The sequence below is a fragment of the Streptomyces sp. KR80 genome, from assembly GCF_052245555.1.
In the GTDB taxonomy this organism is placed as follows: domain Bacteria; phylum Actinomycetota; class Actinomycetes; order Streptomycetales; family Streptomycetaceae; genus Streptomyces.
Genome location: NZ_JBQQCD010000016.1, coordinates 14,194 through 40,170 on the forward strand (window position 1 = coordinate 14,194; position 25,977 = coordinate 40,170).

Here is a 25,977-nt window from a genome sequence, read left to right on the forward strand (position 1 = left end):
CGGCGCTGTCTACGCGGTGGGCTGGTGCCCGCCGTTGTCGGTGTAGGCCTCTTCCCGGTAGAAGCCGAGCGAGCGCATCACGGGGAAGTCGTTGAAGGAGAAGAGGCAGGCGTCCTCGGACTGATCGAGGTTGTGGTGCTCGTGCCACGCCCAGGACGGGACGCAGAAGATGTCGCCCTGCTGCCATGCGAAACGCTGTCCGGCGATCACCGAGACGCCGTGGCCCTTGGCTGCGGTGTAGATGACCGAGCCGGTGTGGCGGTGGGCCCGGGTGGCCTGTCCGGGGCGCAGGAGCTGCATGTGCGCGCCCATCGTGGGCATGACGGAGCCGCCGGTGACCGGGTTGGTGTATTCCGCGATCACGCCGTCGTACGGAGAGTCTTCCGCGGCCTTGGCCAGGCGGCGCAGGGACTCGTAGGTGGATGCCCAGGGGTAGGCGAGCAGCGGCGAGTAGGGCCTGGTCCACTTCTCCGCGCCGTACGGCAGCAGGTTCGCGCCGTAGGTGAGAACGGAGGAGTTGATGACCTCGCCCGGTGTCTGGTGCAGGTCGGGGTGAACCTCGTAGAACCCCGCATCGTGGGCGTTTACCAGGGGGATGTCCAGGCCGTCCTGCCAGATGACGGGGGCGTCCTCGGAGTCGTTGCCGTGTTCGTGCCAGGTGCCGTTGGGGGTGATGGCGAAGTCGCGGGGGCCGACCTCGAGTTTCTGTCCGTCGACGATGGTCCAGGCGCCGGTTCCCTCGTGGACGAAGCGCAGGGCGGCGGCCTGGTGACGGTGTGCGGTCATGGCTTCGCCGGGCCCCATGATCTGCAGGCCGGTGTAGAGGAGTCCGGCGGCGGCGCTGACGTCCTTGCGGCCGGGATTGACGAGCATGACCACGCGCCGTCCGGCATCGTCGGCCTTGACCAGGTCGAGCGCCTTGCGGACCAGCGGCCGCAGCTCGCTGTAGCGCCACAGGACCGGCACGGACGTCGGCTGCGGATACCAGGGTTCGATGTCATTGGCGACGGTCCACAGTGCACCGGCCTCGAGTTCGGCGAGTTCGCTGTAGTACGCGGCGAGTTCGGGGGTGTCGGACACCCGGGCCCGGCCCAGCATGGTGTCGTCGTACTCGGTCGTCATACGTCCTCCTTCGTGCTGCCGGTGCTGTCGGTCGAGAGGGGTGCAGTGGCGTGGGTCGGGGCGCCCGGCGCGGGGTCGGCCGTGAAGGTCACCGGGCTGAGCGGAGTGTTGTCGACATGGAGCCGGAAGACGTCGAAGCGGTTGTAGTGGCCGACGATGTCGTGCATCTGCTTGGGCTGGATGCACGCTGCCAGGTCGATCTCGGCGTAGACGATGCCCTCGTCGTCGACCAGCGGTTCGGTGAGGGGACGGCCGTCGGGTCCGAAGATCCCGGACAGTGCGCTGCGTGGGCGGGCGAGCATGCGGCGTACGTCCTCGTCGTCGCCGGCGACGGTGTCCACGATCTCCGGCGAGATCGTGGAACAGGCCACGACGGAGAAGACCTTTCCCTCGAAGCTGTGGGCGGCGGTGCGGACCGCGATGGCGTCCGCCATGTCGTAGTCCTCGGGGGCGACCGGCAGCGCGATGTAGCTGGAGGCATGGACGAGTTCGCCCTGTGCCAGCAGGGTGAAGCGGGCCAGGGTGTTGGTGTTCTCTCCGCAGGCCAGGGCGCCGAGCGGCCCGATCGGCGTGTGATGGACCTTCAGGGAACTGCCGTCGCCGCCGGTCCAGGTGAGCTTCTCGGCCCAGGTCGGCACCAGTTTGCGGTGGACTCCGAGGAGTTTCCCGTCCGGACCGATGGTGAGCAGGGTGTTGTAGAGGACGCCGAGGCTGTGCGGCGCGCGTTCGTTCACGCCGATGACGACGACGACGCCGTGTCGGCGGGCCGCGGCGCGCAGGGCGTCCACGTGCGGTCCGGGGATGTCGATGGACGACCGGTGCAGGCGCTCGAACCACGGCGAGCCCTGGACCGGGTTCATCGTCCAGTTCCAGTACGGGTATCCGGGGACGAACACCTCCGGAAGGACCACGAGTGACGCCCCGTTGCCGGCCGCCTCCTGGATGAGCGCGATGGCCTTCTCGACGGACGCCGCGGCGTCCAGGTAGACGGGTGCCGCTTGGACGGCGGCGGCGGTGAAACGCGGCAGATTCTCCATGAGGTTCCTCCTCGGGCCGGAGCAGGCAGGTCCTGTCAGCGGGCAGCCGTCACCGCGGGGACGGCCCCTTCGGTGGGCGGAAGCCAGCGCTGCTGCACGGGAGCGGGGGGCCGGCGCAGGAGGTGGAGGCGGGGCGGGACGCGGTCGGTGCGGGAGCCGGGCGGCCTGCCGCTGCCTGCCTTCCAAGAGGGAGGCCACGGCGCTCCGGGCCCGGTGTAGTTCTGCGCTGCCGCGGCGTGGAGGGTCCACAAGGGGTCGTGGAGCTGTGCTCGTCCGACGGCGCACAGATCGGCCCGGCCGGCCAGGATGATCGAGTTGACGTCGTCGTACGTAGAGATGGCGCCCACCGCGATGGTGGCAATGCCTGTGGCGTTGCGGACCAGGTCGGCATACGGGGTCTGGTAGCTGCGGCCGTGCCGGGGCCGCTCATGCGCGACGACCTCACCGGTGGAGACGTCGACAGCGTCGGCGCCGGCGTCCGCCAGTGTCCGGCAGATCTCGACGACATCGGCTTCGCTGGTGCCGCCCTCGGCCCAGTCGGCGGCCGAGATGCGAACGATGAGGGCCTTGCCGGCCGGCCAGACCTCCCGGACCGCCCGCAGCACTGCCAGCGGGAACCGCATCCGGTCCGCGAGGCTGCCGCCGTAGGAGTCGGTGCGCACATTGGTCAGCGGCGACAGGAAGCCGGACATCAAGTGGCCGTGGCCGTACTGCAGTTCCAGTGCGTCGAATCCGGCACGGTGGGCCCGGCAGGCTGCGGTGACGAAGTCCTTCGCGATGGCGTCCATGTCCTCCCGGGTGGCTTCCACCGGTGTCGCGCTCGCGGCGTCCCAGGCGAGGGCGGAGGCGGCGACCAGCGGCCATCCGCTCTCGCCGAGCGGGACGGATCGACCGTCCGCGCGCGGTGCGCTGGTGGCGGCGCGGCGCCCGGCGTGGGTGAGCTGGACGCCCAGGCAGGCGTCCGACTGCCGGTGCACGAAGTCGGTGATCCGCCGCCAGGCGGCCTCCTGCTCGTCGGTGTACAGGCCGGGGCACCCGGGAGTGGCGCGCGCATCGGGGCTGATGGCCGTCATACCGGTGAAGACCAGTCCGGAACCGCCGAGGGCCTGGGTGCTCAGGTGGACGAGTTCGAAGTCTCCGGGAACACCGTCGCATGCTGCGTACAGCGCGGTGGGCGGCACCACGACGCGGTTGCGCAGGTGCAGGCCGCCGAGCCGGAAGGGCCGGAACATCGGTGGTGCGGCGGCACCGCCGGGCCGGGCGGTGGACGTGTCCGCCGCGTGCCAGGCATCCACCGCGTCGGTGAACTCCTTGTCGCGCACCCGCAGGTTGTCGTACGTGACACGGCGGCTGCGGGTGAGCAGGTTGAACGCGAACTGGAGGGGTTCCTGTCCGGTGTAGCGCCCGACGTTCTCGAACCATTCAAGGCTGGCCTGGGCTGCCCGCTGGGTGGATTCGACGACCGGCTTGCGTTCGGCTTCGTACGCGGCGAGCGCGTCGGGGACGTCGGCGTGCTCGTGGAGGCACGCGGCCAGGGCGAGTGCGTCCTCCATGGCGAGCTTTGTGCCGGAGCCGATGGAGAAGTGGGCGGTATGGGCGGCGTCGCCGAGCAGCACCACGTTGTCGTGGCGCCAGGTCCGGTTGCGCACGGTGGTGAAACGGATCCATTTTGAGCTGTTGGGGATGAGGCGGTGGCCGTCGAGATGGTCGGCGAGTATCTCCTCGCACAGCCGGATGCTGTCCTCGTCGCTGGTCCCGGGCGGGTGGTCCCGGGCGGCGAACGCGTCGAAGCCCGCGCGCCGCCACGAACCCTCGTCGATCTCGACGATGAACGTGCTGCGCGTGTCGTCGAACGGGTAGGCGTGAACCTGGATTGTTCCGAAGTCCCGCTCGGCGACGATGAAGGTGAAGGCTTCGAAGACCTTGTCCGTGGCGAGCCACATGTAGCGGCTGTGCCGTTCGTCGAGGTCCGGCACGAACGTTTCGGCATACGCACTCCTGGTCACCGACCGCACCCCGTCGCCTGCCACCACCAGGTCATACTCGGAGGCGAGTTGCTCGACCGGCGGCGCTTGCGTGCGGTAGCGGACGTCCACGTCCAGCGCGGCGCAGCGCTCTTGCAGGATCTGCAGCAGACGCTTGCGCCCGAGGGCCGCGAAGCCGTGGCCGCCGGACGTGAGGACCTGGCCCTTGTAGCAGACGTCGATGTCGCTCCAGCGGGCGAACTCCGCCGACATGGCGCCGAAGATCTCCGGGTCGGCCTGGGCGATGCCGTCGAGCGTCTCGTCGGAGAACACCACGCCGAATCCGAAGGTGTCGTCGGCGGCGTTGCGCTCCCAGACGGTGACGTCCCATCGCGGGGAGAGCTGTTTGGCCAAGGCCGCGAAGTACAGCCCTCCAGGCCCTCCTCCGATGACTGCTACGCGCACGGCGTCCTCCTTCTCGGTTCCGACTCAGCTTATGCTGTATATCTAACGATCGTCAATGAAACGGCATACACATGCAGCGCGATCGCCGATGCGCGCGGTCAGGCGAAGAGTTCGGGTGACTGCGGGCCCGCCTTGGTCAGAACCTCCCGCACCTCGTCGGGCCAGGGCGTGGAGCCAATAGCCCGGGCTGCCGAGTGGGCGATCGTCATACGGCCGGTGGCCGCGGCCTCGTCACCCTGACCGCGGACGGTGAAGGCGTACTGGAGGGAGGAGGTCCCGACCCCGGTGACACACAGTTCGGTGCGGACGATCTCCCCGAACCACAGCCGCGCGCGATAGTCGGCCTCGAAGTGGACACGTGGGGTGCTCCCGAAGAGATGGGCCAGCCCCAGGCGCCGCAGCAGCACGGCCTCGGCCGCTTCGACCCAGCGCACCACTGTGGAGTGGTGGTAGTGCCCTGCGGCATCGGTGTCGGGCCACTCGACTCTCCGCTCGATGACGACACTGGGCAGGTTCGGTTCATAGAGCTCGGCGCGTCCGGCGGCGCAGCCGCCGTCCGTGGCGGCTGCCTGCTCCACCGCACTCCGGGCCAGTCTGCGCAGTTCGCTGCGCTGGAGCTTGCCGTTGGCGGTGCGCGGCAGTTCGGCGACGAACTCCACGGCGCGTGGGTACTTGTAGGGCGCGATGGTCTGCTTGACGTGGTCCTGGAGTTCCTTGACGGTCACCTCGTCGGCCGCGACGCCGGGGCGCAGCACGACATACGCCTTGACGAGCATCCCGCGCCCGGCGTCCGGTGCACCGACGACGCCGCACTCCTCGACGTAGGGGTGGGCGGCCAGCGCCTTCTCCACCTCGGGACCGGCGATGTTGTACCCGGATGAGACGATCATGTCGTCGCTCCGGGCCACATACCAGAAGTAGCCGTCCTGGTCGCGTATGTAGGTGTCGCCGGTGATGTTCCAGCCGTTCTTCACGTACGCCGTCTGGCGCGAATCCGCCAGATATCGGCAGCCTGTGGGGCCTGTGACGGCGAGCAGACCGGGCTCCCCGTCCGGTACGGGCTCGCCCGCCTCGTTCACGACGATCGCCCGGTAGCCGGGAACGGGCTTGCCCGTGGATCCGGGGCGTATGTCGTCGTCGGCGGCGGAGATGAACACATGGAGCATTTCCGTGGCGCCGATGCCGTCGATGATGCGCAGCCCGGTGGCGGCGTGGAACTCCTCCCACACGTTCGCGGGCAGCGCCTCACCGGCGGATACGCACCGCCGCAGGCCCGCCAGGCGGTCCACCACTCCCGCGGCCATGATCGCCCGGTAGGCGGTGGGGGCGGTGAACAGCACGGTGACGCCGTACTCCGCGACCAGATCGGCCAGTTGGTCCGGCCGGGCCTGCTCGATCAGCAGTGTCGAGGCCCCGGCGTGCAGGGGGAAGACCACCAGACCGCCGAGTCCGAACGTGAAGGCGAGCGGCGGCGTACCGGTGAACACATCGTCCCGGCGGGGCTTCAGGACGTGCCGGGAGAAGGTGTCGGCGTTGGCGAGCACGTCCCGGTGGAAGTGCATGGTCGCCTTCGGACGCCCCGTCGTACCGGATGTGAACGCGATCAGGGCGACATCGTCAGCGGCAGTGGCGACATTGGAGAACGTGCCGTCCTTTGACGCGCAGCGCCGCGTCAAGTCCTGTGCACCGGGGCCGCCGTAGGCGAGCACGGCAAGGCCGGGAGTCTCGGCGGCTGCGAGTTCGCCGAGATAGCGGTGGTCGCACACGGCGACGGCCGGGAGGCTGATGCCGTGAAGTTGCGTGAGTTCGGCGGCGCGCAGCAGCGGCATCGTGGTGACGGCCACACCTCCGGCCTTGAGCACCCCGAACCAGATGGCGACCAGCCAGGGGTTGTTGGGGCCCCGCAGGAGGACCCGGTTTCCGGGCTGGAGGCCGAAGTCCTCGGTGAGCACCTGAGCCACCTGATTGGCGCGGTGCAGCAGCTCGCCGTAGGACCACTGGTCGGTGGGGGTCAGCAGACAGGGGCGGTCCGGACCCCAGCGTTCGACGGCGTCGTCGAGCAGATGCTGGGCGCAGTTGAGCCAGTCCGGATAGTCCAACTCCGGTAGGTCGAAGTGGAGTTCGGGCCAGAGTGGGAAGGGCGGGAGCCCGTCACGGCAGAACGTGTCCACATGTGCGGACGGGGAGAGCTCCATGGGTGCACCTCAATCTCTTGGGCAGCGGGGAGAGCGAGGCAAGTATCTCGTTATAATGTCGGCCGTCAACATTCCGCCATAAAGACTTCTCTTGTGGGCGCCGCACGCAGGGACGACATGGAGACCGCTCAGACGGCGGGGATGCGGACCCTGACGGCCTTCCCCGGGTCGCACGGGAACGCGGTCAGCTCGCCACACAGCTCGGCAACCATCAGGCCGACGATCAGAAGCCCGCGACCGCTTTCCGCCTCCCGGTCGACCGCCGCACCGGCGCGGGGCAGGGAAGGATCACCGTCGGCGACCTCGAGCTGCAGCCACCCCCCACCGAGAGTGACAGTGGCGCGCAGCCGGCCGGTGACGGTGCCGGCATGCTGCACGGCATTGGCGACCAGTTCGGTGACGGCCAGCAGCAGCGCATCCATGAGGTCGGGAGCGACCCCCCAACCCCGCAGGACGGTGCGGACGCGCGCCCGGACCATCGGGACGGTGGCGAGAGTCGGCCTCAGCGCCCATTGAACAACGGAACGACCGCGAGCCGGGACGGACGGCGAGGACATCCGGGCGCGAGGGGAGGGAGCGGGCTGAACAGGGAAGCGGCTGGCGGTGAGCATGATGGGCTCCCGGCGGGGCAAGGCGACGACGCCGAGGCTCGCTCGTGTAACCAGTCAGGGAGACCAGCTGCGCGGGTGCCTGTTTCAGCGCAGATCGTGTCGCGCGATCGGTTGTTACACGTGTAACATCCTAGGCGCCTCCCCAGTCCAGCGCAAGGCATTTCGGACATACGTTGCGAGATTCCGGACCGCCCGGAGGCCGGGCCGGGCGCCCGTCAGTCGCCCTCCCCGCACCGCGGCCCATCACTGGATCCACGCCGAACTGAAAGAGGCGCACATGACGCAATCCCTTCCGACCGAACTCGACCTGGGGTGGCCTCCGCCGCCTTTCCTCGCTCCCCAGCCTCCTCTGGTCGGCGAGGACGGTGTGCGCCACTTCGAGGGGATCACGTACGCGACCACCCCCGGATACCGCCCTCGCCTGCTCGACGTCCACGTACCGGCCACCGATGAGCCGGTGCCGGCCGTCGTCTGGATCCATGGCGGGGGCTGGCTGGAAGGCGACCGGCGCTACCCGCCCCCGACCGTTCCCGTCGATCTGCTGCACGGCTCCGTCCTGCAGGCCGGACTCGCCCTGGTCTGCATCGACTACCGGCACAGCCTCGAGGCGCCGTTCCCCGCGCAGTTGCACGACGTGAAGGCTGCGCTCCGCTACCTGCGGCGCTTCGCCGACGGTCTCGGCATCGACGCCGACCGGATCGGCGTCTGGGGAGAGTCGGCCGGCGGCCATCTGGCCGCACTCGCGGGACTCGTCAGCCCCGACGGCCCGGATGGCACGGCTCTGGAGGGCGCCACGGGAGTACGCGACGAGGACAGCGCCGTCCGAGCGGTCGTCGACTGGTACGGGGTGTCCGAGCTGGTCTCACTGCTCTCACATCCTCTGCCCCCGTCCCCGGCCGACGTGGAGTACCCCAATCCGTTCACCGCCCTGCTGGGCGGCACCGCCGACCAGTTGCCGGAACTAGCCCGGGCCGCAAGCCCCGTCACCTACGCGGGCGCCGCTGCCCCGCCCTCCTTCCTGCTGGTTCACGGAACGGCGGACGAGCTGGTCCCGTACAGCCAGAGCGAGGTCCTCGCCGAGGCACTCGAGCGGGCCGGCGGCGACGTCACCTTGCAGCCCGTGGACGGGGCCGACCACATCTTCCTCGGCGCCGCGGACGTGACACCGATCGTGGCCGCGAGCGTAGCCTTCCTGGCGCGCCACCTGGGCGTCTGACCAGCGCTCCCGCTGATCCCCGGCACGGTGGCGCCGGTTCGCGGCGCCCCGTGCTCCCCACGGGACTCACGCGGCGAGTCCCCCCTGCTCATCACACCGGCCGGCAATACGCCACGGTCGGGAGAGGTCCTCATGACCGGCATTCCCGCTGCTGCCTCCGATACTCCGGCGTCTCCCCGGCACCGCCGTCCCACCTCCGCTCCCCCGCCACCGGGAACCCTCTCCCTCGGACTGGCCTTCATCCTGGTCACCGCTGCGCTGACCTTCGTCGTGCATGCCCGTCCCGAGCGCCCGCTCTTCCAGCAGCTGGACGAGCAGTGGCTGCGCTGGACGGGAGCCCCGCACGACGGACTCCAGGCAGCCGTGGCCGCCGCACTCGACTGGTTCGGCGGACCGCCGGGAGTGGTGGTCCCCATCACCCTGCTGATCTTCCTCATCGTGCGGAAGCGCTGGTGGTCACTGCTCTATCCTCACCGCCTACCTGATGGGGAGCATGCTCGTCGTCCAGACCCTCAAGCATCTGGTGGACCGGCCTCGCCCCGGCAATCCGCTGGTCCGGGTGGATCACGGCTCCTTCCCCTCCGGACACGTGGCCGGAACGGCGTTCCTGGTGGTCGTCGTCGGAGCTCTGATCGTTCCCGCGGTCGCCAGACGGGCGTGGTGGCTCGGCAGCACGCTGCTCACGCTGGCGATGATGTGGAGCCGTACCTGGCTCCATGCGCACTGGCTCAGCGACACCCTGGCCGGCGCCACGACCGGCGCCGGTGCCGCGCTCCTGCTGTGGTGGCTCTTCGCACCCCTGCTGGCCCGGGAAGGCATCCCGCCGGCGGCTCCGCTCGTCGAACCCACGCCGCCGGTGCGACACCAGGGGCACCCACAGGCAGTTGACCGGGCAGCCGCACGACACGCTCGGTTCCGGGAGAGTCGTCCCTCCCGGAACCGAGACACGTCCCGGCGACCGTGATCCGGCCCGGAACGACCGCTCAAGAGGACTGACGGTGGACGAGTACGGGTTCCATGCCGGGCACCGCGGGCGCTTCGCCGCGCTCGATCAACTCATGGAGGGTGTCGGCGATCCGCGCGGCCCCGGGCAGTTCCAGGCGGACCGTCGTGAGCGGGGGCCGCTGCAGCCCGGACAGCACGAGGTCGTCGGAGCCGACGATGGCCACGTCGTCCGGGACCGAAACACCCTCGTCCTGAAGCGCATGCAGCAGCAGCGCCGCGTATTCGTCGTTGTAGGCGAAGACCGCGTCCAGGCCCAGTTCCGGCCAGCGCCGGGCGAGGGCGACGGCGGACTCCCGGGTGTACGCCATCTCCACCTCGGTGACGGTCGCCATGCTGCGGGCCGCGACACCCTGTGCGCCGGCCAGGCGCGGCCGGGCGAAGGCATCGAGGCCACGCTCCTGCGGCATGACCACGCCGATGCGGCGGCGCCCACGGGAGACGAGGTGTTCTGTGGCGACCGCGCCGATACGCGAGTGGTCGAGTGCGATGGTGTGGACGCCCTCAACCGGACGGGCGGCGAAGGCGAGGATGCCGCGGACCCCCGCACGCCGCAGCACATCGCCCGCCGATGCGGTGAAGCGGTCACCGTCCAGGGCCAACACCGCCGCGGGCCGGAGCTCGGCCCAGGCCCGGGCGGCGGTGATGGAGTCGGGGAACCGGCCGGCGTGCAGCACGGTGGTGTATCCGTGGCGCTCGAGTTCGCTGTGCAGGTCGTCCAACCAGTCGCTGACCAGGCGGCCGATCGCCGAGACGGATGTGGGCATCAGCACCAGGTTGCTGCGGCCGGCGCGCAGGGACCGGGCGGCGGCGTGCGGGACGTACCCCAACTGCTTGGCCGCGGCCAGCACGCGCGCACGCGTGCTCTCACTGACCCGGTGCGCCTGGGTGTCGTTGAGCACGAAGGACACGGTCGCCCGGGAAACTCCTGCCAGGCGCGCCACGTCCGCGCTGGTGACCGACGCAGGGGCGGCTGATTCTTTGGCCATGGCGTACTTACTCGTTCCTCCGGTCGGGCGACTCCCTTCCCACGTTACACGCGTTACCGATGAGCAGCGCGAGTGATCCGTCCGCTCCGGGGCGGGAGACACCATCAGAAGGAGCACGATGCACCCGAGCAACCATGGCGACTCCGCGTCCGAGTGCCCCGCTTCCATGGGCCTGCCCCCGCTCCACGGTCACCGTGTCTCCACGGTCACCGTGTCTCCGCGTGCCCCACGACCGGACGCGGTGGCGCCGCCGAAGCCCTCAAGAGAGCACTGACCCGCAGACCGTTCCCTCAGCGGTGGGTGACCGATGTCAGTCGCAGGCCGTGACCGTAGGAGAAGAGGGCGTCGCCCGAGTCGTTGGGCACGTCCTCATGACCTGCGGCGATGCTCTCCATCGAGCGGGGCAGTTCGAAAGGCAGGCGCCCTTCGGCCTCCACCCGGCCGAAGAGCACGTCGAGCAGCGCGGTGTCGGAGGCACCGTAGTTGGCCACGAGGGCTGCCGCGTGCTCAGCGATCTCCGGTATCACCGCGGGACGGTCGAGGAAGATGTCCACCACGGTGGGGACGACCGCGGCGATCTCGAGCAGGGGGCGCAGTTCATCTTCGGTGAAGTCGAGCCTGCCGGCCCGGAAGAAGGTCTCGAAGCCCTCCGTCCGCTCGTCGTACGGCGTGGCGATGCGCACCACCGCGACGTCGGCCACCTCTGGAGAGGCCACCACCGTTGCGTACTGTGCGGCGACATCGGGATCGACGCCCTGGATGTAGATCCGGATGCCGGACGCGAGAGGCAGTACGGGTGCCGGCGCGCCGTGAGGGCGGTCCTTGAGAATGGTGATTGAGCGACTCTGGGCGGCGAGGCCGGCTGCGGTGAACTCGCGGTTGCCGCAGATCTGCGCCGCGGCAACCGGGTCCACGTAGGGGTTGTCGAACAGCCCGAGACGGAACTTCTCCCGCAGTAGGCGGGCGACCGAAGTGTCCAACCGCTCGGTCGTCACCCTGCCCGTGCGGACGAGTTCCACGATGAGCTCCGGGGCCGCCTCCCCGCCGAGCTGGTCGGCTCCCGCTGCGATGATGCATTCCACGCGGGTGAGCCGGTCCATATGCTCCACGCCCCAGGCGCGTGCGGGGAAGGGCGAGCCGAAGATCTGCGTGTCGGTGACCAGGCCCCAGTCGGTGCAGACGATGCCGTCGAAGCCGTACCTCTCCCGCAGCAGGCCGGTGACAATGCCCTTGTTGAATCCGAAGCCGACCTCTTCGTAGGGAGTGCCGACGGGGATGGCGTAGTAGGGCATGACTTGCGTTGTCCCCGCCGCGAAGGCGGCTTCGAAGGGGATCAGGTGGTAGTCGAAGTTGCCGCCGGGGTAGACCTGTTCGCGGCCGTAGGGGAAGTGGGCGTCCTCACCGTCCATCTGCGGGCCAGCGCCGGGAAAGTGCTTGGTCATCGTCGCGACGCTGTCGGCCCCGAGGGTCTCGCCCTGGAGACCGCGGACGTACGCGCCGACCATGCGGGCGGCCACCTCGGCGTCGGAGCCGAACGTGCCCAGCACGCGGGGCCAGCGGGGCTCGGTGGCCAGGTCGGCCATGGGATGAAGGGCCAGGCGGATACCGACGGCGAGGTACTCGCGGCGGACGATGTCGGCGTACCGGCGCACGAGTTCCTCCTCGCCGATGGCGGCCAGGCCCGGCGGTTCGGGCCAGAGCGAGAAGCCCTCGGTGTGGGCGCTCGCGGCCGGGTTGTCCACGAAGCCGTGACGGGGGTCGGTCGAGACGGTCACCGGAATGCCCAGGCGCGAGGTCGCGGCCAGGTCCTGCAGGCGGTTGTTCCACTCGGCCATGCGGCGCGGGGCCGCGACTCCGAAGAGGTTGAAGTGGTTCATGAGCTTACCCGTCACCATGGCGGAGGTGGAGGCCCGCATCGGGTCGTCGTCCGGGGCTCCCGGCTCCGGCTCCACCAGGGAACCGTCGGCGTTGATGGAGATCATGGTGTGGAAGAGCAGGCCGGCCTTCTCTTCCAGCGTCATGCGCCGCAGGAGATCGGCGACGCGCTCGTCCACCGGCAGGCGGGGGTTCTCGTAGGGCTCCATGACGCCGTTGCCGTTCAGGTCACGGAAGGCTGTGCCGTCGGGGGCGGTGAGCGTGCGCGGCCGGGCCGCCGGGGTCTGGGTCATGTGTTCGTTCCGTTTCGTGGCGCGGGCCGGCTCCCGCCAGCGGCGGGAGCCGGGAAGGTCCGTGTGACGGGCCGACCGTGAGGCCGGTCTACGGAGGGCCTGCTGCGTACCGGCCCCGGGCGCTGCGGCGTCCGGGACCGGCGCGACCGCTGCCCCCACAACAGCGGCCTCACCCCATAATTACACGTGTAACACTACCGAGGAGGGGCCGAATGGAGGAATCGCCGCGGGGCTATGCCTTCCGGGACACGCGGTGGTGCAGTCGGCGCGCGTGACCGGTGATGAACACGAACAGCCCGGACCTCCACCGCCCGTAGACACAGGGGCAGCCCGTCAGGGCGAGGGGGACGATCACCCCCAAGGGTCCTCCCAGTCTGTCGAGCACATGGGCCAGGCCGGTCACCGCGTCCTCGCGCGATCCGTCCATCCATCCCATCCAGCGGCGATCGAGCCCTGAAAGGACGGCTGTCCGCCACCTTGGATCGCGATGCCCATCGCCACGGCGGTCAGCAGGAGTAAGGATCCGGCAGCAAGCGCTCGCGCGGCGAAGCGGCCGGGACGGGGTGACGAGGGGGCGCGTAGGGCCGCGGCGGCAGGCCGGCGACGGGTCTTTCGTTGAACACGGTGGGCCTTTCAGTGAGTCCCGGAGCGGGAGGACTCAGAGAGCGAGGGCGAGAAAGGAGCGCCCGTCGAGGACCTGCGCATGCCGACACGGGCGCTGAGCTCCGGCGCTGCCCGGCCGCGCCGGCCGCAAGCCCGGGGCGCCGGTGTGGTCCCGCGGGGCGGCGTGCGGCGGGATGTGTCGCCGCAGGCGCAGCTTTCACGCCAAGCACGGCGCATTCTCAACCGTCGACACAAGAGCAACACACCCGGGGTCTGCAATTTGGTTACACGTGCCGCTAGCGGGCGCACCCGAGGCCATCCGGATCGACTCTCAGCATTCTTGCGTTCTCTCTAGCGCAGAGCCGCGATGGGTGCTACACAAGTGCCGCATCCGGCTTTAACACGTGTAACGAACTCAGCGGATGCACCTCTTGCCTCGCCGCATCGGGTCAATGCCGCGGCCCTTTCACCACCGCCCAGCCCGCTCCGTCCCGAGGAGTCGACATGCCCGTCCCCACCCACCGTCGTGCGGCCGGCGCGCACCACCACGGACTCCGGTGGTCGCCGTGACCACCGAGGAACTGACCGAGCCGAAGGTGCCTACGCCGGCGAACACACCCCGGCAGCGCGGACTCATGCTGCTGCTCCTGGTGGCCAACTCCTCCATGCTGGCCGTCTACATGGGTGTCGGCGCGGTTCTGCTGCCCACGCAGATCGCCTCGATCGACCCTGCGAACAAAGTCGCCGTTCTGGGCGTGGTGGGAGGCGTGAGCTCGGTCTTCGCTACCGCGTTCAATCCGATCGCCGGCGCCCTGTCGGACCGGACCGGGCGGCGTAACCCCTGGATCCTGGGCGGGGCACTCGCTTCATTCGCCGGGCTGGCGTTCCTCAGCAGCGTGCACACGGCACTGCTGGTCGGCATCGGATGGTGCCTGGTGCAGGCGACGATGAACGTCTACCAGGCGGCGGTCACCGCCGTCGTACCCGACCGGATCCCGGCGGCCCGCCGGGGTACGGCTTCCGCCCTGGTCGGGCTGGCGCTGCCCATCGGCGGCACGGCCGGAGTGGTGATCGCCTCGCAGACGGCGGGCCATCTGCGCACCGGCTACCTGGTGTTCGGAGCCATCGTGGCCTGTGCGGCCGTCCTCCTCACCACCTTCTTCCGCGATGCCCCCGGGCGCGAGCCCGCTCCGTCCGTGCCTCGGCGCGAGCGGCTCGCCGCTTTTCTGTCCGCCTTGGCCCACCACGATTTCCGGTGGGCTTTCATCGGCCGGGCCCTGATGGTGCTCGGTTACTTCGCCGTCGTGGGCTACCAGTTGTACATCCTGGGCGACCACATCGCACTGCCGGCCGGTCTGGCGCCGGCTGCGGCGATGGCGATCCTCACGCCGGTGCAGATGGCCACGATGGCCCTGTCGACCGTGGTCGGCGGCGTGCTCTCCGACCGCTGGAACCGGCGCAAGATCTTCGTCGGCCTCTCGGCTGCCCTCGCCGGCATCGTCATGGCGGTTCCCGTGGTCAGCCCGACCTGGGCCGGGATGCTCGTGTTCAGTGCGCTCAACGGCCTGGCCTTCGGCTGCTTCATGGCGGTCGACACCGCACTGGTCACCCTCGTCCTGCCCAAAGCGGAGGACGCCGCCCGCGACATGGGCGTACTCAACATCGCCAACGCCGGGCCGCAGATCATCGCCCCTTTTGTTGCCTCCGCCGTCGTGACCGCCCTCGGCGGCTACAGCCCACTGTTCCTCGTCGGCGGCGCCCTGTCGCTGCTGGGGGCGGTGGCGATCCTCCCGATCCGCAGCGTGCGCTGACCCAATTCCCGTGCCTGCGTCCTAGAGGCCGGGCCCGATCAGAGCTCCGGCGGGCGCGTGTCGAGGGTCATGTGCCCGCCGGTTCCTTCCCTTCCTCCCTCCTCACTCGAAGGAGCACATCGTGAGACGCACGCGAGTCCTGCCCTTGGCCGCCCTGCTGCTGTGCACTCCGGCCCTTGCCGGGGCGGTACCCGCAACCGCCTCTCCACAGGCCAGGCCCGCCGGCCCACTACGGATACTGCTGACCAACGACGACGGATACGACGCTCCCGGCATCCGCACCATGTTCCAGCGCCTGACCGCCGCCGGACACGACGTCACCATCGTCGCCCCGCTGACCAACCAGAGCGGCACGGGAACGAAGATGATGAGCGCCACCACGGTGACGGTCAAGCACCCCGAGCCCTTGGTATGGGCCGTTGGCGGCACTCCAGGCGACTCGGTGCTCTTCGGCCTCTCCGAGGTGTTCGCCGACAAGGCGCCCGACCTGGTGATCTCCGGCACCAACTTCGGACCGAACGCCGCCGTTCTGGCGACCCACTCCGGGACGGTCGGCGGCGCCGTGGCCGCGCTGGAGCAGGGCGTGCCTGCGATCGCGGTCAGTACGGGCGGACTCTCTGCGCCGGTGCTCGAACCCACTCTCAACGCCATGCGCTCCACCAGCGACTTCATGGTCAAGCTCATCGAACGACTGGAGTCCCGCGCGAAGTCCGGGCGGCTGCTGCCCGAGGGCGTCGGCCTGAATGTCAACCACCCGGTGGTCGGTACGGACGGTACCGGCACCCCCCGCGGCTCCTCGGTCACGACCCAGGACCCACAGCCAATCCTCCAGGCCGACTTCACCGATTCGGGCGACGGCACCTGGAAGGTGAACGTGAACGTCGCCTTGCAGCCCGCCGAGAAGGGCGGGGACGTGGAAGCGCTGAGCGCCGACAACGTCTCCATCACCCCGATCGCTCCCAACTGGAACGCCGGCCAAGCCGACTTCAGCAGGACCGCCGCCCTTCTCACCGGCCTGCGGCCCTAGCGGATCCGACACAGCTGCTGCCCGTCCTCGCAGCTCTGGCAGCGAGTTCGGAAGGCCCGAGGCCATCTGTCCTGCATATGGCAATGGACACCATCCGCGGGAGGAGAAGTGAAGAGAGTGCGCTTGGTACGGCCGTCAACAGGACTCACCCTCATGCTCTGTCTGGCAGCACTGTTCGCACAGATACTGCCTGCCACGGCGGCACCCGCCGCCTCCAGCTCCCCGCGCCCGATCGTCGCCATCGACGACGGCCGGCTGGCAGGAAGAATCCACGACGGGGCCGAGAGGTTCCTGGGCATTCCCTACGCAGCCCCGCCCGTGGGAAACCTGCGATTCCGCCCACCGCAACGGCCTCAACGGTGGAGCGGCGTGCGGGACGCGACCGAGCAAGCCCCTGCTTGCCTGCAGTTCTCGCCCCACGGTCTGCGTGATCCGGAGGCCGTCAGTGAAGACTGCCTTTACCTCGACGTCTACCGCCCGCGGAAAGCCCGGCCCGGCGACCGCCTGCCCGTGCTCTTCTGGATGCACGGTGGCGCCTACAGCCAAGGCACAGGAACCCAGTTCGGCGGCCGGACCATGGCCGACCTCACACATACCGTGGTAGTCAGCATCAACTACCGGCTCGGGCAGTTCGGATACCTCGCCCTGCCCGAGCTCACGCGGGAGAACGCTCTCGGTTCCGGTTCGTACGGGCTCATGGACCAGATCGCAGCACTGAAGTGGACCCGCGAGAACATCGCGGCGTTCGGCGGCAACCCCGGCAACATCACCATCTCGGGACAGTCGGCCGGAGCCGGCTCGGTCTGCGCGATGCTCGCCTCGCCGCAGGCAGCCGGACTCTTCACCCGCGCGATCCTGCAGAGCGGACCGTGCACCCTGATCGAGGCTCCCGGCCCCGATCGGGCCGCCGACCAAAGCCGGGCCTACGCGACCGCTGCCGGCTGCCCCGGCCCCGCGACGAGCGCCGCCTGTCTGCGCGCGGCTTCGGCAGCCGATCTCATTGCCGCCGCCCGGGCCCACCCGACTTCCGGACCCGCGTTCGGTGACCGGCTGGTGCCCGAACAGCCGTCGGAGGCCATCGCCGCCGGCACGTGGAACAAGGTGCCGGTCCTGATCGGCAGTACCCGTGCCGAGAGCCGGTTCTTCGTCGCGCTGACTCAGCCGTATCTGACTGCGCAGGAGTACACGGACCAGATCAGCGTGACGTACGGACCGGCGGCGCCCCAGGTGCTGGCCCGCTATCGCCTGTCCGACTACGCCTCCCCGTACCTCGCGATGTCCGCGGTCCTCACCGACTCCACCTTCGCCTGCCACACGTACGAGTCCGCGCAGTCCTTCGCCGCACAGGTGCCCACGTACGTGTACGAGTTCGACGATCCGAACTCACCGACTCTGTACGGAGCCCAGGTCCCGGGGCTCGACATGGCCAACGGCCACAGCGCCGAACTCGCCTACCTGCACGACTTCACCATGGGCGACCGGCCGCTCACCAGTGTCCAGGTGGCACTCGCGGACAGCATGAAACGCCACTGGGCGGCATTCGCCCGCGCCGGGGACCCGAATGTCTCCGACCAGGCCCACTGGCCCCCGGCCGGGCCCCGGCACACCGTCCTCACCCTCAACCCTCAGGAGAGCCATGCGTCGACACGGTTCGCAGCAGACCATCAGTGCACTTTCTGGTCCGGTCTGACCTACCGAGTCCCTTGGCCGAGTCGCCCACCGCGCGGGAGAGCTGCTGGGTGAGGGTTCCGGAGGCACCGAGTTCCCCCACCTCTTCACCCGGCTGATCCAGGGCTGCGCGGCTCTCGTGCTCTTCCTCGATGAGCGCCAGATTGTCCGCCCCAATGAAGGCACCACCCTGGACGAACTGCAGCGTCTGGCCAACACGCGCAAATACACCTTCGCCCACATCGACCTGTCCACCCAGTTCCGGTGCAGCGGCTCCAGGGCCTACCTGAACTGGGTTGACGCCCTGCTCACCGAAGACGCCGACGCGCCCATCTGGCAAGGCACCGACTACGACCTGGCCGTCGCCGACAACCCAGCCGAACTCGAAGACTGGATCACCACCCACAGCCGCCTGGGTAGAAGCGCACGAATCACAGCGGCTTCTGCTGGCCGTGGGAATCCCCCACCCCGCCCCTACTGCCGGAGGTCTCCATCACCTGGACGGACGCCGCAGGAAGCCATCTGTGGGAGCGGCCATGGAACTCCGGAGCCAACGGAGTCCTCGCGGGGGAGGACACGCCTGGACGCGCCTTCTGGGCCACCGACCACGGCGGCCATCAACAAGTCGGCTGCGTCTACACCGCCCAGGGCATGGAATACGACTACAGCGCCGCACTCAGGAGCACCTGCGAGCACTCCTGGTCAGGACTCCGCCCAACAGCAGCCCGACACCGACCACGCGTGCCCGCCGGGGAGCCACTGAAGCCCGGGACCCTGCTCTTCTGCGGCACCCCCAGCGGCGGCAAAAGTGGATCAAGATCGCCCTGTGGTCAGCCACCCGGAAGGGATAGAAATGGGTTATGTGCGGACTTTCGGGTCAGGCCTGGCGTAAGTTGCTCCACTCGTCCGGGAGCATCCGCGTGCGCAGCCTCGCCGGCGAGGTGTTCCTCCTGCAGCTGGCAGTCGTAGTGCTGCTCGTGGCCGCCGCGCTGGTGGCTCTCGTGGTGCAGGCTCGGCGCGACAGCACCGCCGATGCCCAGCACCGCACGCTTGCCGCGGCCCAGACATTCGCAAACGCTCCCGGTGTTCTGACGGCGCTAGACAGGCCCGACCCGACCGCGGTGCTGCAGCCACGCGCAGAGGCGGCCCGGAAGGCCTCCGGCGTCGACGCCATCATCGTGTACCGGCTGGACGGGGTCACCCTCACGCACAGCGACCCGAGTCAGATCGGGAAGCACGTCATCGGTCCCTTCGCGGAGGCAGCGGGCGGGAAGGCGTTCACCAGGACCTTTGAAGGAGCCCTGGGTCTCTCCGTGATCTCGGTGGTCCCCGTCAAGGATGCCGACGGCTCGGTCGTCGCCATCGTCTCCTCCCCTGTCAGGGTTGCGAAGGTGCAGGACGTGGTCGACCAGCAGATGCCGGTTCTGTTCGGGAGCGCGGCCGGTGCTCTCGCCCTTGCCGCAGGTGGCGCGGGCCTGGTGAGCCGTCGGTTGCGGCGGCAGACCCACGGCCTGGGCCCGGCCGAGATGACCCGGATGTACGAGCACCACGACGCGGTCCTGCATGCAGTGCGGGAGGGAGTGCTGATCATCGGGGGTGACGGCCGAGTGCTGCTGGCCAATGACGAGGCCCGGCGGCTGCTGGACCTGCCGGCAGACGCGAACCGGCGCCATGTCACCGGTCTGGGGCTGAAGGCGGACGTTGCTGAGCTGCTGACCTCCGATCGCACGGCCACCGACGAGGTGCACCTGGCGGCAGACCGGCTGCTGGCGGTGAACAAGCGGCCTACCGCCCCGTACGGGCCGACCAGCAGCGTGGTCACGCTGCGTGACACAACGGAGCTGCGGGCGCTCTCCAGCAGGGCTGAGACGGCCCGCGAGCGGCTGCAGCTGATCTACGACGCCGGGGTGCGGATCGGGACCACCCTTGATGTCACACGCACAACGGAGGAACTGGCCGAGGCGGCGGTTCCCCGGTTCGCCGATGTCGTCACCGTCGAGCTCCTAGACCCGGTCCTGCGCGGCGAGGAGCCGCCGGAGGCGAGCACCGAGATGCGCCGCACCGCCGCCGTCGGCCGGGAGGGGGACGCCTCCCTCTACCCGGTCGGGCAGCTCATCCGGTTCGTCCCCACCCACCCCAACGCCGTGGGCGTGGCCAGCGGCCGATCAGTCCTCGAAACCGCCCTGGCAGCCTCCGACGGCTGGCGGGCCCAGGATCCCGAACGTGCCCGGCGAGTCCTGGACCGCGGGATCCACTCCCTGATCGCAGTCCCGCTGCAGGCCCGGGGAGTGGTGCTGGGGGTGGCGAACTTCTGGCGGGCGAATGCTTCCCCACCGTTCGAAGAGGACGATGTGTCCTTTGCCGAGGAGCTGGCCGCCCGGGCGGCGGTGTGCATCGACAACGCCCGCCGCTACACCCGCGAACACACGCTGGCCGTAACCCTCCAGCGCAGCCTGCTGCCCCGCGAGCTGCCTGAGCAGACCGCCCTTGAGGTGGCTTACCGCTACCTGCCAGCCCGGGCCGGGGTGAGCGGTGACTGGTTCGACGTCATCCCGCTGTCCGGCACCCGGGTGGCCCTGGTGGTCGGCGACGTCGTCGGCCACGGCCTGCACGCCGCGGCCACCATGGGCCGGCTGCGCACCGCCGTACACAACTTCTCTGCCCTGGATCTGCCGCCCGACGAGTTGCTGGACCGTCTGGATGAGCTCGTGGCGCACATCGACGCCGGTGAGGCAGCGGCCGCGGAAGACGGGGTGGGGATCACCGGGGCCACCTGCCTGTACGCCATCTACGATCCCTCATCCGGGCAGCTGGCCGCCGCGACCGCCGGCCACCTGGGGCCGACGGTGGTCCGCCCCGATGGGACCGTGGCCTTCCCCCAGGTGCCGATCTCCCCGCCTCTGGGTCTGAACGTTGGCCTGCCCTTCGAGAGCGCCGAGCTGACCCTGCCCGAGGGCTCCCGGCTGGTGCTCTACACTAACGGGCTGGTCGAGGACCGCGACCGCGACATCGACGACGGCCTCGCGCTGCTCCGGGACGCCCTCGCCGGACCTGACCGCACCCCGGAGACGACCTGCGCCGCGGTGATCGAGGCCATGCTGCCCACCCGCCCCACCGATGACATCGCGCTGCTGGTGGCCCGCACACGCCGGCTCGACCCCGCGCACATCGCCGAGTGGGACGTGCCCCATGACCCGGCGGCGGTGGCCTCGGTCCGCACTGCCTGCGTACGTCGACTGGCGGACTGGGGACTGGAGCAGATCGCCTTCAGCACCGAGCTCATCCTCAGTGAGCTGATCACGAACGCCATCCGCTACGGCGCCGAGCCCATCACCGTCCGGCTGCTGCGCGACCACACCCTGATCTGCGAAGTCTGCGACGGCAGCAGCACATCGCCCCGTCTGCGCCGGGCCAAGGCCACGGACGAGGGCGGGCGCGGGCTGTTCCTGGTCGCCCAGTTCGCCGAGCGCTGGGGCACCCGCTACACCCCCACCGGCAAGGTCATCTGGGCCGAACAGGCGCTCCACGACGGCGCCACCCCGGCGGCGGAAGGACTCGACGAGATCCTCTCAGGCCAATGAGTACGCTGGCCTCGATGACCACGGCATCGACACGGCAGACCAAGGACTCACACCTCTTCCTGGAGCCCTCGTGAGCGCACCGTGTGTCCGGGCAGCCGCCGTCTCCGGCTGCCTGGCCCTCATGGCAATGGCCCTGGGCGCCTGCGGCGACACCCCGACCGCCACCCTCAAGAAGCCGCCGGTGGCCACCTCCGCCGAGGAGGTGGGCGGCATGGACGCACTGACCGCCGCGGCGAAGGACGAGGGCGCCCTGAACGCGATCGCGCTTCCGCGTGACTGGGCCAGCTACGGCGCCCTGATCGACGGGTTCGAGAAGAAGTACGGGATCGAGGTCACCATCGCCATTCCGCAGGGCTCCAGTCAGGACGAGATCGACGCCGTGAAGAAGAACGGGGACCGGGCGAGCGCCCCCGACGTGCTCGACATGGGGGATACGTTCGCGCAGGCGGCAGTCCGGCAGAACCTACTCGCGCCGTACAAGGTCGCCGCGTACGACAAGATCCCGGGCAATCAGAAGGACCCCGGGGCCCGCTGGTACAACAACTACGGCGGCTACATCTCCATCGGTTGCAACGCCGGGCGCGTCAGCACCTGTCCCCGGACCTTCGCCGATCTGCTGAAGCCCGAGCACAAAGGCAAGGTCGCACTCAATGGCGACCCCACCCGGGCCGGTGCCGCCTTCGCCGGCGTGTACGCGGCCGCCTTGGCGAACAAGGGGTCGTTCGACGACATCCGGCCCGGCCTCGACTTCTTCGCCGAGCTCAGGAAGAAAGGCAACTTCATTCCCGTCGAGTCCACCCCGGCTTCGGTCGAGAACGGCCAGACGCCCATCAGCATCGACTGGGACTTCGTCAACCTCGGCTACGCCGACCAGTTCCGCGGCAAGGGCTTGAACTGGCAGGTCGCGATCCCCTTCGACGGCAGCTTCGCACAGTACTACGCGCTGTCGATCAACAAGAACGCCCCGCACCCGGCTGCCGCGCGCCTGTGGCAGGAATACCTCTTCAGCGCCGAGGGCCAGAACCTCCGGCTCGACGGCTACGCCCGCCCGGTGCTGATCGACGCCATGGAGGAGGACGGCACCCTCGACAAGGTCGCCGCCGCAAGGCTGCCGACGGTCGAGGGCACGCCGGAATTCCCGACGGAAGCGCAGACGGAGAAGGCGCAGGAAACGGTCGCCCGGGGCTGGGCCAAAGCGGTCTCGGGCTGACACGCCAGCTCGCCGAAGGGCACGATCGGCAGATCAAAGGTCGAAGCCGAGGATCGCGTTCACATCGGCCTGGTTGTTGCGGATATTCGACACGATCCGGTTCGACGTGCCCGGGTCGTTGAGGTACTTCTGGTCCTCGAAGAACTGGAGCTGGATCTCCCGGGTGGTCCACCGCTCGTGGTTCTGCTTGTTGCTGGGCTCGGTGAACAGGGTCACCGTCATGTTGCCCAGGCGCTTGGCCACACCCTCTCACGGCGTGACGCCGGGTTGCGTCCTGCTCGAGGCCCCGCTGTGGCTGCTGCTGAACCGGTCGGCCAGCCGCCCGAGGACGGGGCTGGCCATGCCCTGCGAGACCAGCATCGCGGCCGCCACCGTCCCGGCGTCGCCCAGCGACCCGGTGACCGACGAGACCAGTAGGATGCAACTGATGGGCCCATGCCGATCGGGAACCGGCCCGCCACCCCCCAGAACGCCAGCGTCGCGGCGCCAGGTGTCCGCAGCAGCCGAAGATAGGACCCGAACCCGCTCTTCGAGCCCGGTGTACTCCCGGACAAAGTCACCCCGTTGAACGGGCGTCAGACCACCGAGGTCGGCAGGCCACCTGACCGGAGCCGGGGTCTCCGGGGCGGTCAGTTGGCCTGCCGCCGTGTTGATTGCTGCGCCGAACCGGTCGGCGGTCGCGTCAGCCGCGCAGCCGGGCCAGCCAGGCCTCGACCTCGTCCGCCTGCCGCGGCAGGGCGGCCGAGAGGTTCTCGTTACCGTCCTCGGTGACCATGAAGTCGTCCTCGATCCGCACGCCGATGCCGCGGTACTCCTCGGGCACCGTCAGGTCGTCCTCCTGGAAGTAGATCCCCGGCTCGACGGTGAGCACCATGCCGGGCTTCAGCGTGCCGTCGACGTGGTCCTCGCGGCGGGACTGCGCGCAGTCGTGGACATCGATGCCCAGCATGTGGCCGGTGCCGGCCAGGGTGAAGCGGCGGTGCAGGCCGAGTTCGAAGACCTTGTCCGCCGACAGGTCGCCGAACAGGCCCCAGGCGGCCAGGTGCTCGGCCAACACCCGCTGGGCGGCGTTGTGGAAGTCACGGAACGCGGCGCCGGGCTTGACCGCGGCGATGCCGGCCTCCTGCGCGGCGTACACCGCGTCGTAGACCTTGCGCTGCAGAGGCGTGAAGCGGCCGTCGACGGGCACCGTGCGGGTGATGTCGGCGGTGTAGAGGTTGTTGGTCTCCACACCGGCGTCGAGCAGCAGCAACTCACCGGGACGGGCGTGGCCGTCGTTGCGGACCCAGTGCATGATCGTGGCGTGCGGCCCGGCGGCGCAGATCGTGCTGTAGCCGACGGCATTGCCCTCGACCCGCGCGCGCACGAAGAACGTGCCCTCGATGATGCGCTCGGGAGTGGCGTCGTCCTTGCCGAGGACGTGCATGACGTCCTCGAAGCCGCGGGCGGTGGCCTCGCAGGCGAAGCGCAGCTCGGCGATCTCGAAATCGTCCTTGACCAGGCGCATCCCGGAGAGGAAGGTGCGGAACTCCTCGTCGCGCTCGGCGGTCACCTTGTCGCGCAGGGCGGCCTGGATGCCGGCGTCGTGGCCACGCAGCAGGCGAACCGGGCCGGTGGCCTCGCTGAGCTCGTCGGCCACCATGCCGACGTCCCGGCAGGGCAGGCCGAGGAGCCGCTCGTTCTCGGTGAGGCTGTTGCGGCGGCCATCCCACAGCTCGCCGTGGCCGTCCAGCCAGAACTCGCCGTTCTCGCGGTTGGACCGGGACCGCAGGTAGATCGTGGCCTCGTGACCGCTGTCCTCGGTGGGCTCCAGGACCAGCACGCCGTCCTCGGACTGGTCGCCGGTGAGGTAGGCGTAGTCGGATGAGGGGCGGAAGGGGTAGTCCGTGTCGTTGGCGCGGCCCTTCGGGTTGCCGGCGGGGATGACGAGGCGCTCTCCGGGGAAGCGAGCGGAGAGGTCGGCCCGGCGGCGGGCGGTGTGCGCGGCCTGCGGGATCGGCTCGAGGTCGCGCCGCTCGGTGTCGGCCCAGCCCTGCCTCATATTCTCGGCGAGCTCGTCGCTCACAACCCGGGTCAGGCCGTTCTTCCGCTGCTTGATGGCGTCGGCCGGGTCGGTCACTACCGCCTCCTGGGTGATCGGTTGTGGTCGAGGCTGCTGAGGGTGGGCAGCCGAAATGCGGGTGGAGTGGTGTGGGGATGCCGAGACAGATTGTTTGCGCTGAGGGCGCAGGTCACAGCCGCCAGGATCGAGGCTCGCAGCAGGCCCATCGTCAACGACTGGGCACCGACGCGTTTGTGGCTACGCTGGGCTGGCCACAGCCTGTTCCTCCGCGCTCAGCTGCGCGGCCGTCACGGGAGCCTGCGTCGAACGGGAGGTGCTCGAACCACGACTGGTCGGCGTACACCCGGTGAGGCAGAGTTTCGGCCTGCTCGCGGGGAAGGCGGGTCGCGGCGTAGAGGGCTGGATCAGTAGGTCAGATGTTCTTCGCAATACGGAATCCCCGTTTGAAGGCGTCAGGGGCGGGTCGAGGGCCCGCCAACGCGCGTGTGACGTGTGACGTTGCACTGCTGATCAGCGTCCTGGATCAGGGGCGTCGTCGGCAGCTCTCACTTGGCCATAACCCGGCGTTATGCCGCCAGGGGGACGCGCGGACACGCCTCCACACGGGCACGCCACACCTACCGGAGTCAGCGGCCGCGCTCAGCCTCCTCCGGGGGCGCTGCTCCTCCTGGCCCCCCAATGCCACTTAACCCGGGCGACCCCGAAGGCGCCGCCCCTCGCGGTGAGGGGCGGCGCCTCCCCCCGTTTCTCCCCGAGCCGGCGACGCGGTCCACGACCGAGGAGGGTCGCGTGCAGGGGTGTCACAGCCCGAGTTCGAACCAGACGACCTTGCCCACCCGCGAGTCACGGCTGCCCCATGCTCGGGCGAGCTCCTGGACCAGCAGCAGGCCGCGGCCGCTCTCGTCCTCCTCCCGGGCTCCGCGCACGACCGGCGGATCAGGGCTGGTGTCCTCGACCTCGCAGTGCAGTGTGTCGCCTCGGAAGGACAGGGACAGCCGGACCGGGCCGGCCGCGTAACGCAGCGCGTTGGTGACCAGCTCGCTGACGAGGAGCTGGGCGGTGCCCTCGTGGTCGGTCAGCCCCAGGGAGGCGAGCCGGGAGCGGGTGAGGGCCCTTGCCTGCCGCACCGACGATGCGGCAGGCGGCAGGATCGTGCCCACGGGGGTGGTGTCCGTGAGGGGGCACGCGAGGATGGCCTGGTACATGGGATGTCCCGCGTCGAATGGGCAATGACAGGTTCACCATG

The 25,977-nt window shown here is 69.7% G+C and carries 18 protein-coding genes and 2 pseudogenes; 8 read left to right on the forward strand and 12 right to left on the reverse strand.

The annotated features are described in order from the left end of the window. Positions 1–9: 9 nt before the first annotated feature. The 6 genes and pseudogenes from ACTWQI_RS21485 to ACTWQI_RS21510 all read right to left on the reverse strand — a co-directional run bounded on the left by ACTWQI_RS21485 (position 10) and on the right by ACTWQI_RS21510 (position 7,394). Positions 10–1,122 carry a cupin domain-containing protein gene (locus ACTWQI_RS21485; protein ID WP_443272798.1) on the reverse strand — a complete coding sequence of 371 codons (1,113 nt, stop codon included), beginning with the start codon at positions 1,120–1,122 and terminating at the stop codon, positions 10–12. Next, a complete protein-coding gene (locus ACTWQI_RS21490) occupies positions 1,119–2,159 on the reverse strand; it encodes a carbon-nitrogen hydrolase family protein (RefSeq protein WP_443272800.1) in 1,041 nt (346 codons plus the stop codon). The genes ACTWQI_RS21485 and ACTWQI_RS21490 overlap by 4 nt, the downstream gene beginning before the upstream one ends. Positions 2,160–2,194: 35 nt before the next feature. Then, a complete protein-coding gene (locus tag ACTWQI_RS21495) occupies positions 2,195–4,588 on the reverse strand; it encodes a bifunctional salicylyl-CoA 5-hydroxylase/oxidoreductase (protein ID WP_443272801.1) in 2,394 nt (797 codons plus the stop codon). A 98-nt stretch (positions 4,589–4,686) separates the two neighbouring features. Continuing rightward, positions 4,687–5,166, reverse strand: coding sequence for an acyl-CoA thioesterase (locus tag ACTWQI_RS21500; RefSeq protein WP_443273015.1), 480 nt, complete (start codon positions 5,164–5,166; stop codon positions 4,687–4,689). A gap of 12 nt (positions 5,167–5,178) precedes the next feature. After that, a pseudogene (locus tag ACTWQI_RS21505) lies at positions 5,179–6,783 on the reverse strand (AMP-binding protein); the annotation flags it as partial. Positions 6,784–6,911: 128 nt separating this feature from the next. Further along, positions 6,912–7,394 (reverse strand): ATP-binding protein, encoded by a 483-nt coding sequence (locus ACTWQI_RS21510; RefSeq protein WP_443272803.1) that lies wholly within the window; start codon positions 7,392–7,394, stop codon positions 6,912–6,914. Positions 7,395–7,671: 277 nt separating this feature from the next. Between ACTWQI_RS21510 and ACTWQI_RS21515 the strand changes: the two genes are divergently transcribed. Next, complete coding sequence (locus ACTWQI_RS21515) at positions 7,672–8,610, forward strand: alpha/beta hydrolase fold domain-containing protein (protein WP_443272805.1); 939 nt, start codon at positions 7,672–7,674, stop codon at positions 8,608–8,610. Positions 8,611–9,094: 484 nt separating this feature from the next. Beyond that, on the forward strand, positions 9,095–9,574 hold the full coding sequence (locus tag ACTWQI_RS21520; RefSeq protein ID WP_443272807.1) for a phosphatase PAP2 family protein: 480 nt from the start codon (positions 9,095–9,097) through the stop codon (positions 9,572–9,574). 19 nt (positions 9,575–9,593) lie between these two features. Here the strand turns inward: ACTWQI_RS21520 and ACTWQI_RS21525 are convergent, their stop codons facing one another. From ACTWQI_RS21525 to ACTWQI_RS21535, 3 genes are all read right to left on the reverse strand, one after another. Continuing rightward, on the reverse strand, positions 9,594–10,601 hold the full coding sequence (locus ACTWQI_RS21525; RefSeq protein ID WP_443272809.1) for a LacI family DNA-binding transcriptional regulator: 1,008 nt from the start codon (positions 10,599–10,601) through the stop codon (positions 9,594–9,596). Between the two features lie 290 nt (positions 10,602–10,891). Beyond that, entirely contained in the window at positions 10,892–12,769 is a 1,878-nt protein-coding gene (locus ACTWQI_RS21530) for a glycoside hydrolase family 3 protein (protein WP_443272810.1), read from the reverse strand. Between the two features lie 232 nt (positions 12,770–13,001). Continuing rightward, a complete protein-coding gene (locus tag ACTWQI_RS21535; protein ID WP_443272812.1) occupies positions 13,002–13,196 on the reverse strand; it encodes a hypothetical protein in 195 nt (64 codons plus the stop codon). A 742-nt stretch (positions 13,197–13,938) separates the two neighbouring features. Here ACTWQI_RS21535 and ACTWQI_RS21540 point away from each other — a divergent pair. The 6 genes and pseudogenes from ACTWQI_RS21540 to ACTWQI_RS21565 all read left to right on the forward strand — a co-directional run bounded on the left by ACTWQI_RS21540 (position 13,939) and on the right by ACTWQI_RS21565 (position 22,669). Further along, entirely contained in the window at positions 13,939–15,183 is a 1,245-nt protein-coding gene (locus ACTWQI_RS21540) for an MFS transporter (protein WP_443272814.1), read from the forward strand. Between the two features lie 121 nt (positions 15,184–15,304). After that, positions 15,305–16,210 (forward strand): 5'/3'-nucleotidase SurE, encoded by a 906-nt coding sequence (surE, locus tag ACTWQI_RS21545; RefSeq protein WP_443272817.1) that lies wholly within the window; start codon positions 15,305–15,307, stop codon positions 16,208–16,210. Positions 16,211–16,363: 153 nt separating this feature from the next. Then, positions 16,364–17,953 (forward strand): carboxylesterase/lipase family protein, encoded by a 1,590-nt coding sequence (locus tag ACTWQI_RS21550; RefSeq protein ID WP_443272819.1) that lies wholly within the window; start codon positions 16,364–16,366, stop codon positions 17,951–17,953. Next, positions 17,946–18,847, forward strand: a pseudogene (locus tag ACTWQI_RS21555) (DNA/RNA helicase domain-containing protein). The gene ACTWQI_RS21550 and the pseudogene ACTWQI_RS21555 overlap by 8 nt, the downstream one beginning before the upstream one ends. Further along, complete coding sequence (locus tag ACTWQI_RS21560; protein ID WP_443272821.1) at positions 18,799–21,459, forward strand: SpoIIE family protein phosphatase; 2,661 nt, start codon at positions 18,799–18,801, stop codon at positions 21,457–21,459. Before ACTWQI_RS21555 ends, ACTWQI_RS21560 begins: the two are co-directional and overlap by 49 nt. A 121-nt stretch (positions 21,460–21,580) precedes the next feature. Then, positions 21,581–22,669 carry an ABC transporter substrate-binding protein gene (locus tag ACTWQI_RS21565; RefSeq protein ID WP_443273017.1) on the forward strand — a complete coding sequence of 363 codons (1,089 nt, stop codon included), beginning with the start codon at positions 21,581–21,583 and terminating at the stop codon, positions 22,667–22,669. Between the two features lie 33 nt (positions 22,670–22,702). Here the strand turns inward: ACTWQI_RS21565 and ACTWQI_RS21570 are convergent, their stop codons facing one another. From ACTWQI_RS21570 to ACTWQI_RS21580, 3 genes are all read right to left on the reverse strand, one after another. Then, complete coding sequence (locus tag ACTWQI_RS21570; protein ID WP_443272823.1) at positions 22,703–22,912, reverse strand: hypothetical protein; 210 nt, start codon at positions 22,910–22,912, stop codon at positions 22,703–22,705. Between the two features lie 439 nt (positions 22,913–23,351). Then, entirely contained in the window at positions 23,352–24,788 is a 1,437-nt protein-coding gene (locus tag ACTWQI_RS21575) for an aminopeptidase P family protein (protein WP_443272825.1), read from the reverse strand. A 743-nt stretch (positions 24,789–25,531) separates the two neighbouring features. Then, positions 25,532–25,936: an ATP-binding protein gene (locus ACTWQI_RS21580; RefSeq protein WP_443272827.1), complete on the reverse strand. Its 405-nt coding sequence runs from the start codon at positions 25,934–25,936 to the stop codon at positions 25,532–25,534. Positions 25,937–25,977 lie beyond the last annotated feature (41 nt).

Excerpts from the sequence above, each read along its gene's own strand:
- ACTWQI_RS21485 (WP_443272798.1), bottom strand. The coding sequence starts at position 1,122 with ATGACGACCGAGTACGACGACACCATGCTGGGCCGGGCCCGGGTGTCC.
- ACTWQI_RS21490 (WP_443272800.1), bottom strand. The coding sequence starts at position 2,159 with ATGGAGAATCTGCCGCGTTTCACCGCCGCCGCCGTCCAAGCGGCACCC.
- ACTWQI_RS21510 (WP_443272803.1), bottom strand. The coding sequence starts at position 7,394 with ATGCTCACCGCCAGCCGCTTCCCTGTTCAGCCCGCTCCCTCCCCTCGC.
- ACTWQI_RS21515 (WP_443272805.1), top strand. The coding sequence starts at position 7,672 with ATGACGCAATCCCTTCCGACCGAACTCGACCTGGGGTGGCCTCCGCCG.
- ACTWQI_RS21520 (WP_443272807.1), top strand. The coding sequence starts at position 9,095 with ATGGGGAGCATGCTCGTCGTCCAGACCCTCAAGCATCTGGTGGACCGG.
- ACTWQI_RS21525 (WP_443272809.1), bottom strand. The coding sequence starts at position 10,601 with ATGGCCAAAGAATCAGCCGCCCCTGCGTCGGTCACCAGCGCGGACGTG.
- ACTWQI_RS21530 (WP_443272810.1), bottom strand. The coding sequence starts at position 12,769 with ATGACCCAGACCCCGGCGGCCCGGCCGCGCACGCTCACCGCCCCCGAC.
- ACTWQI_RS21535 (WP_443272812.1), bottom strand. The coding sequence starts at position 13,196 with ATGGACGGATCGCGCGAGGACGCGGTGACCGGCCTGGCCCATGTGCTC.
- ACTWQI_RS21550 (WP_443272819.1), top strand. The coding sequence starts at position 16,364 with ATGCTCTGTCTGGCAGCACTGTTCGCACAGATACTGCCTGCCACGGCG.
- ACTWQI_RS21565 (WP_443273017.1), top strand. The coding sequence starts at position 21,581 with ATGGCAATGGCCCTGGGCGCCTGCGGCGACACCCCGACCGCCACCCTC.
- ACTWQI_RS21580 (WP_443272827.1), bottom strand. The coding sequence starts at position 25,936 with ATGTACCAGGCCATCCTCGCGTGCCCCCTCACGGACACCACCCCCGTG.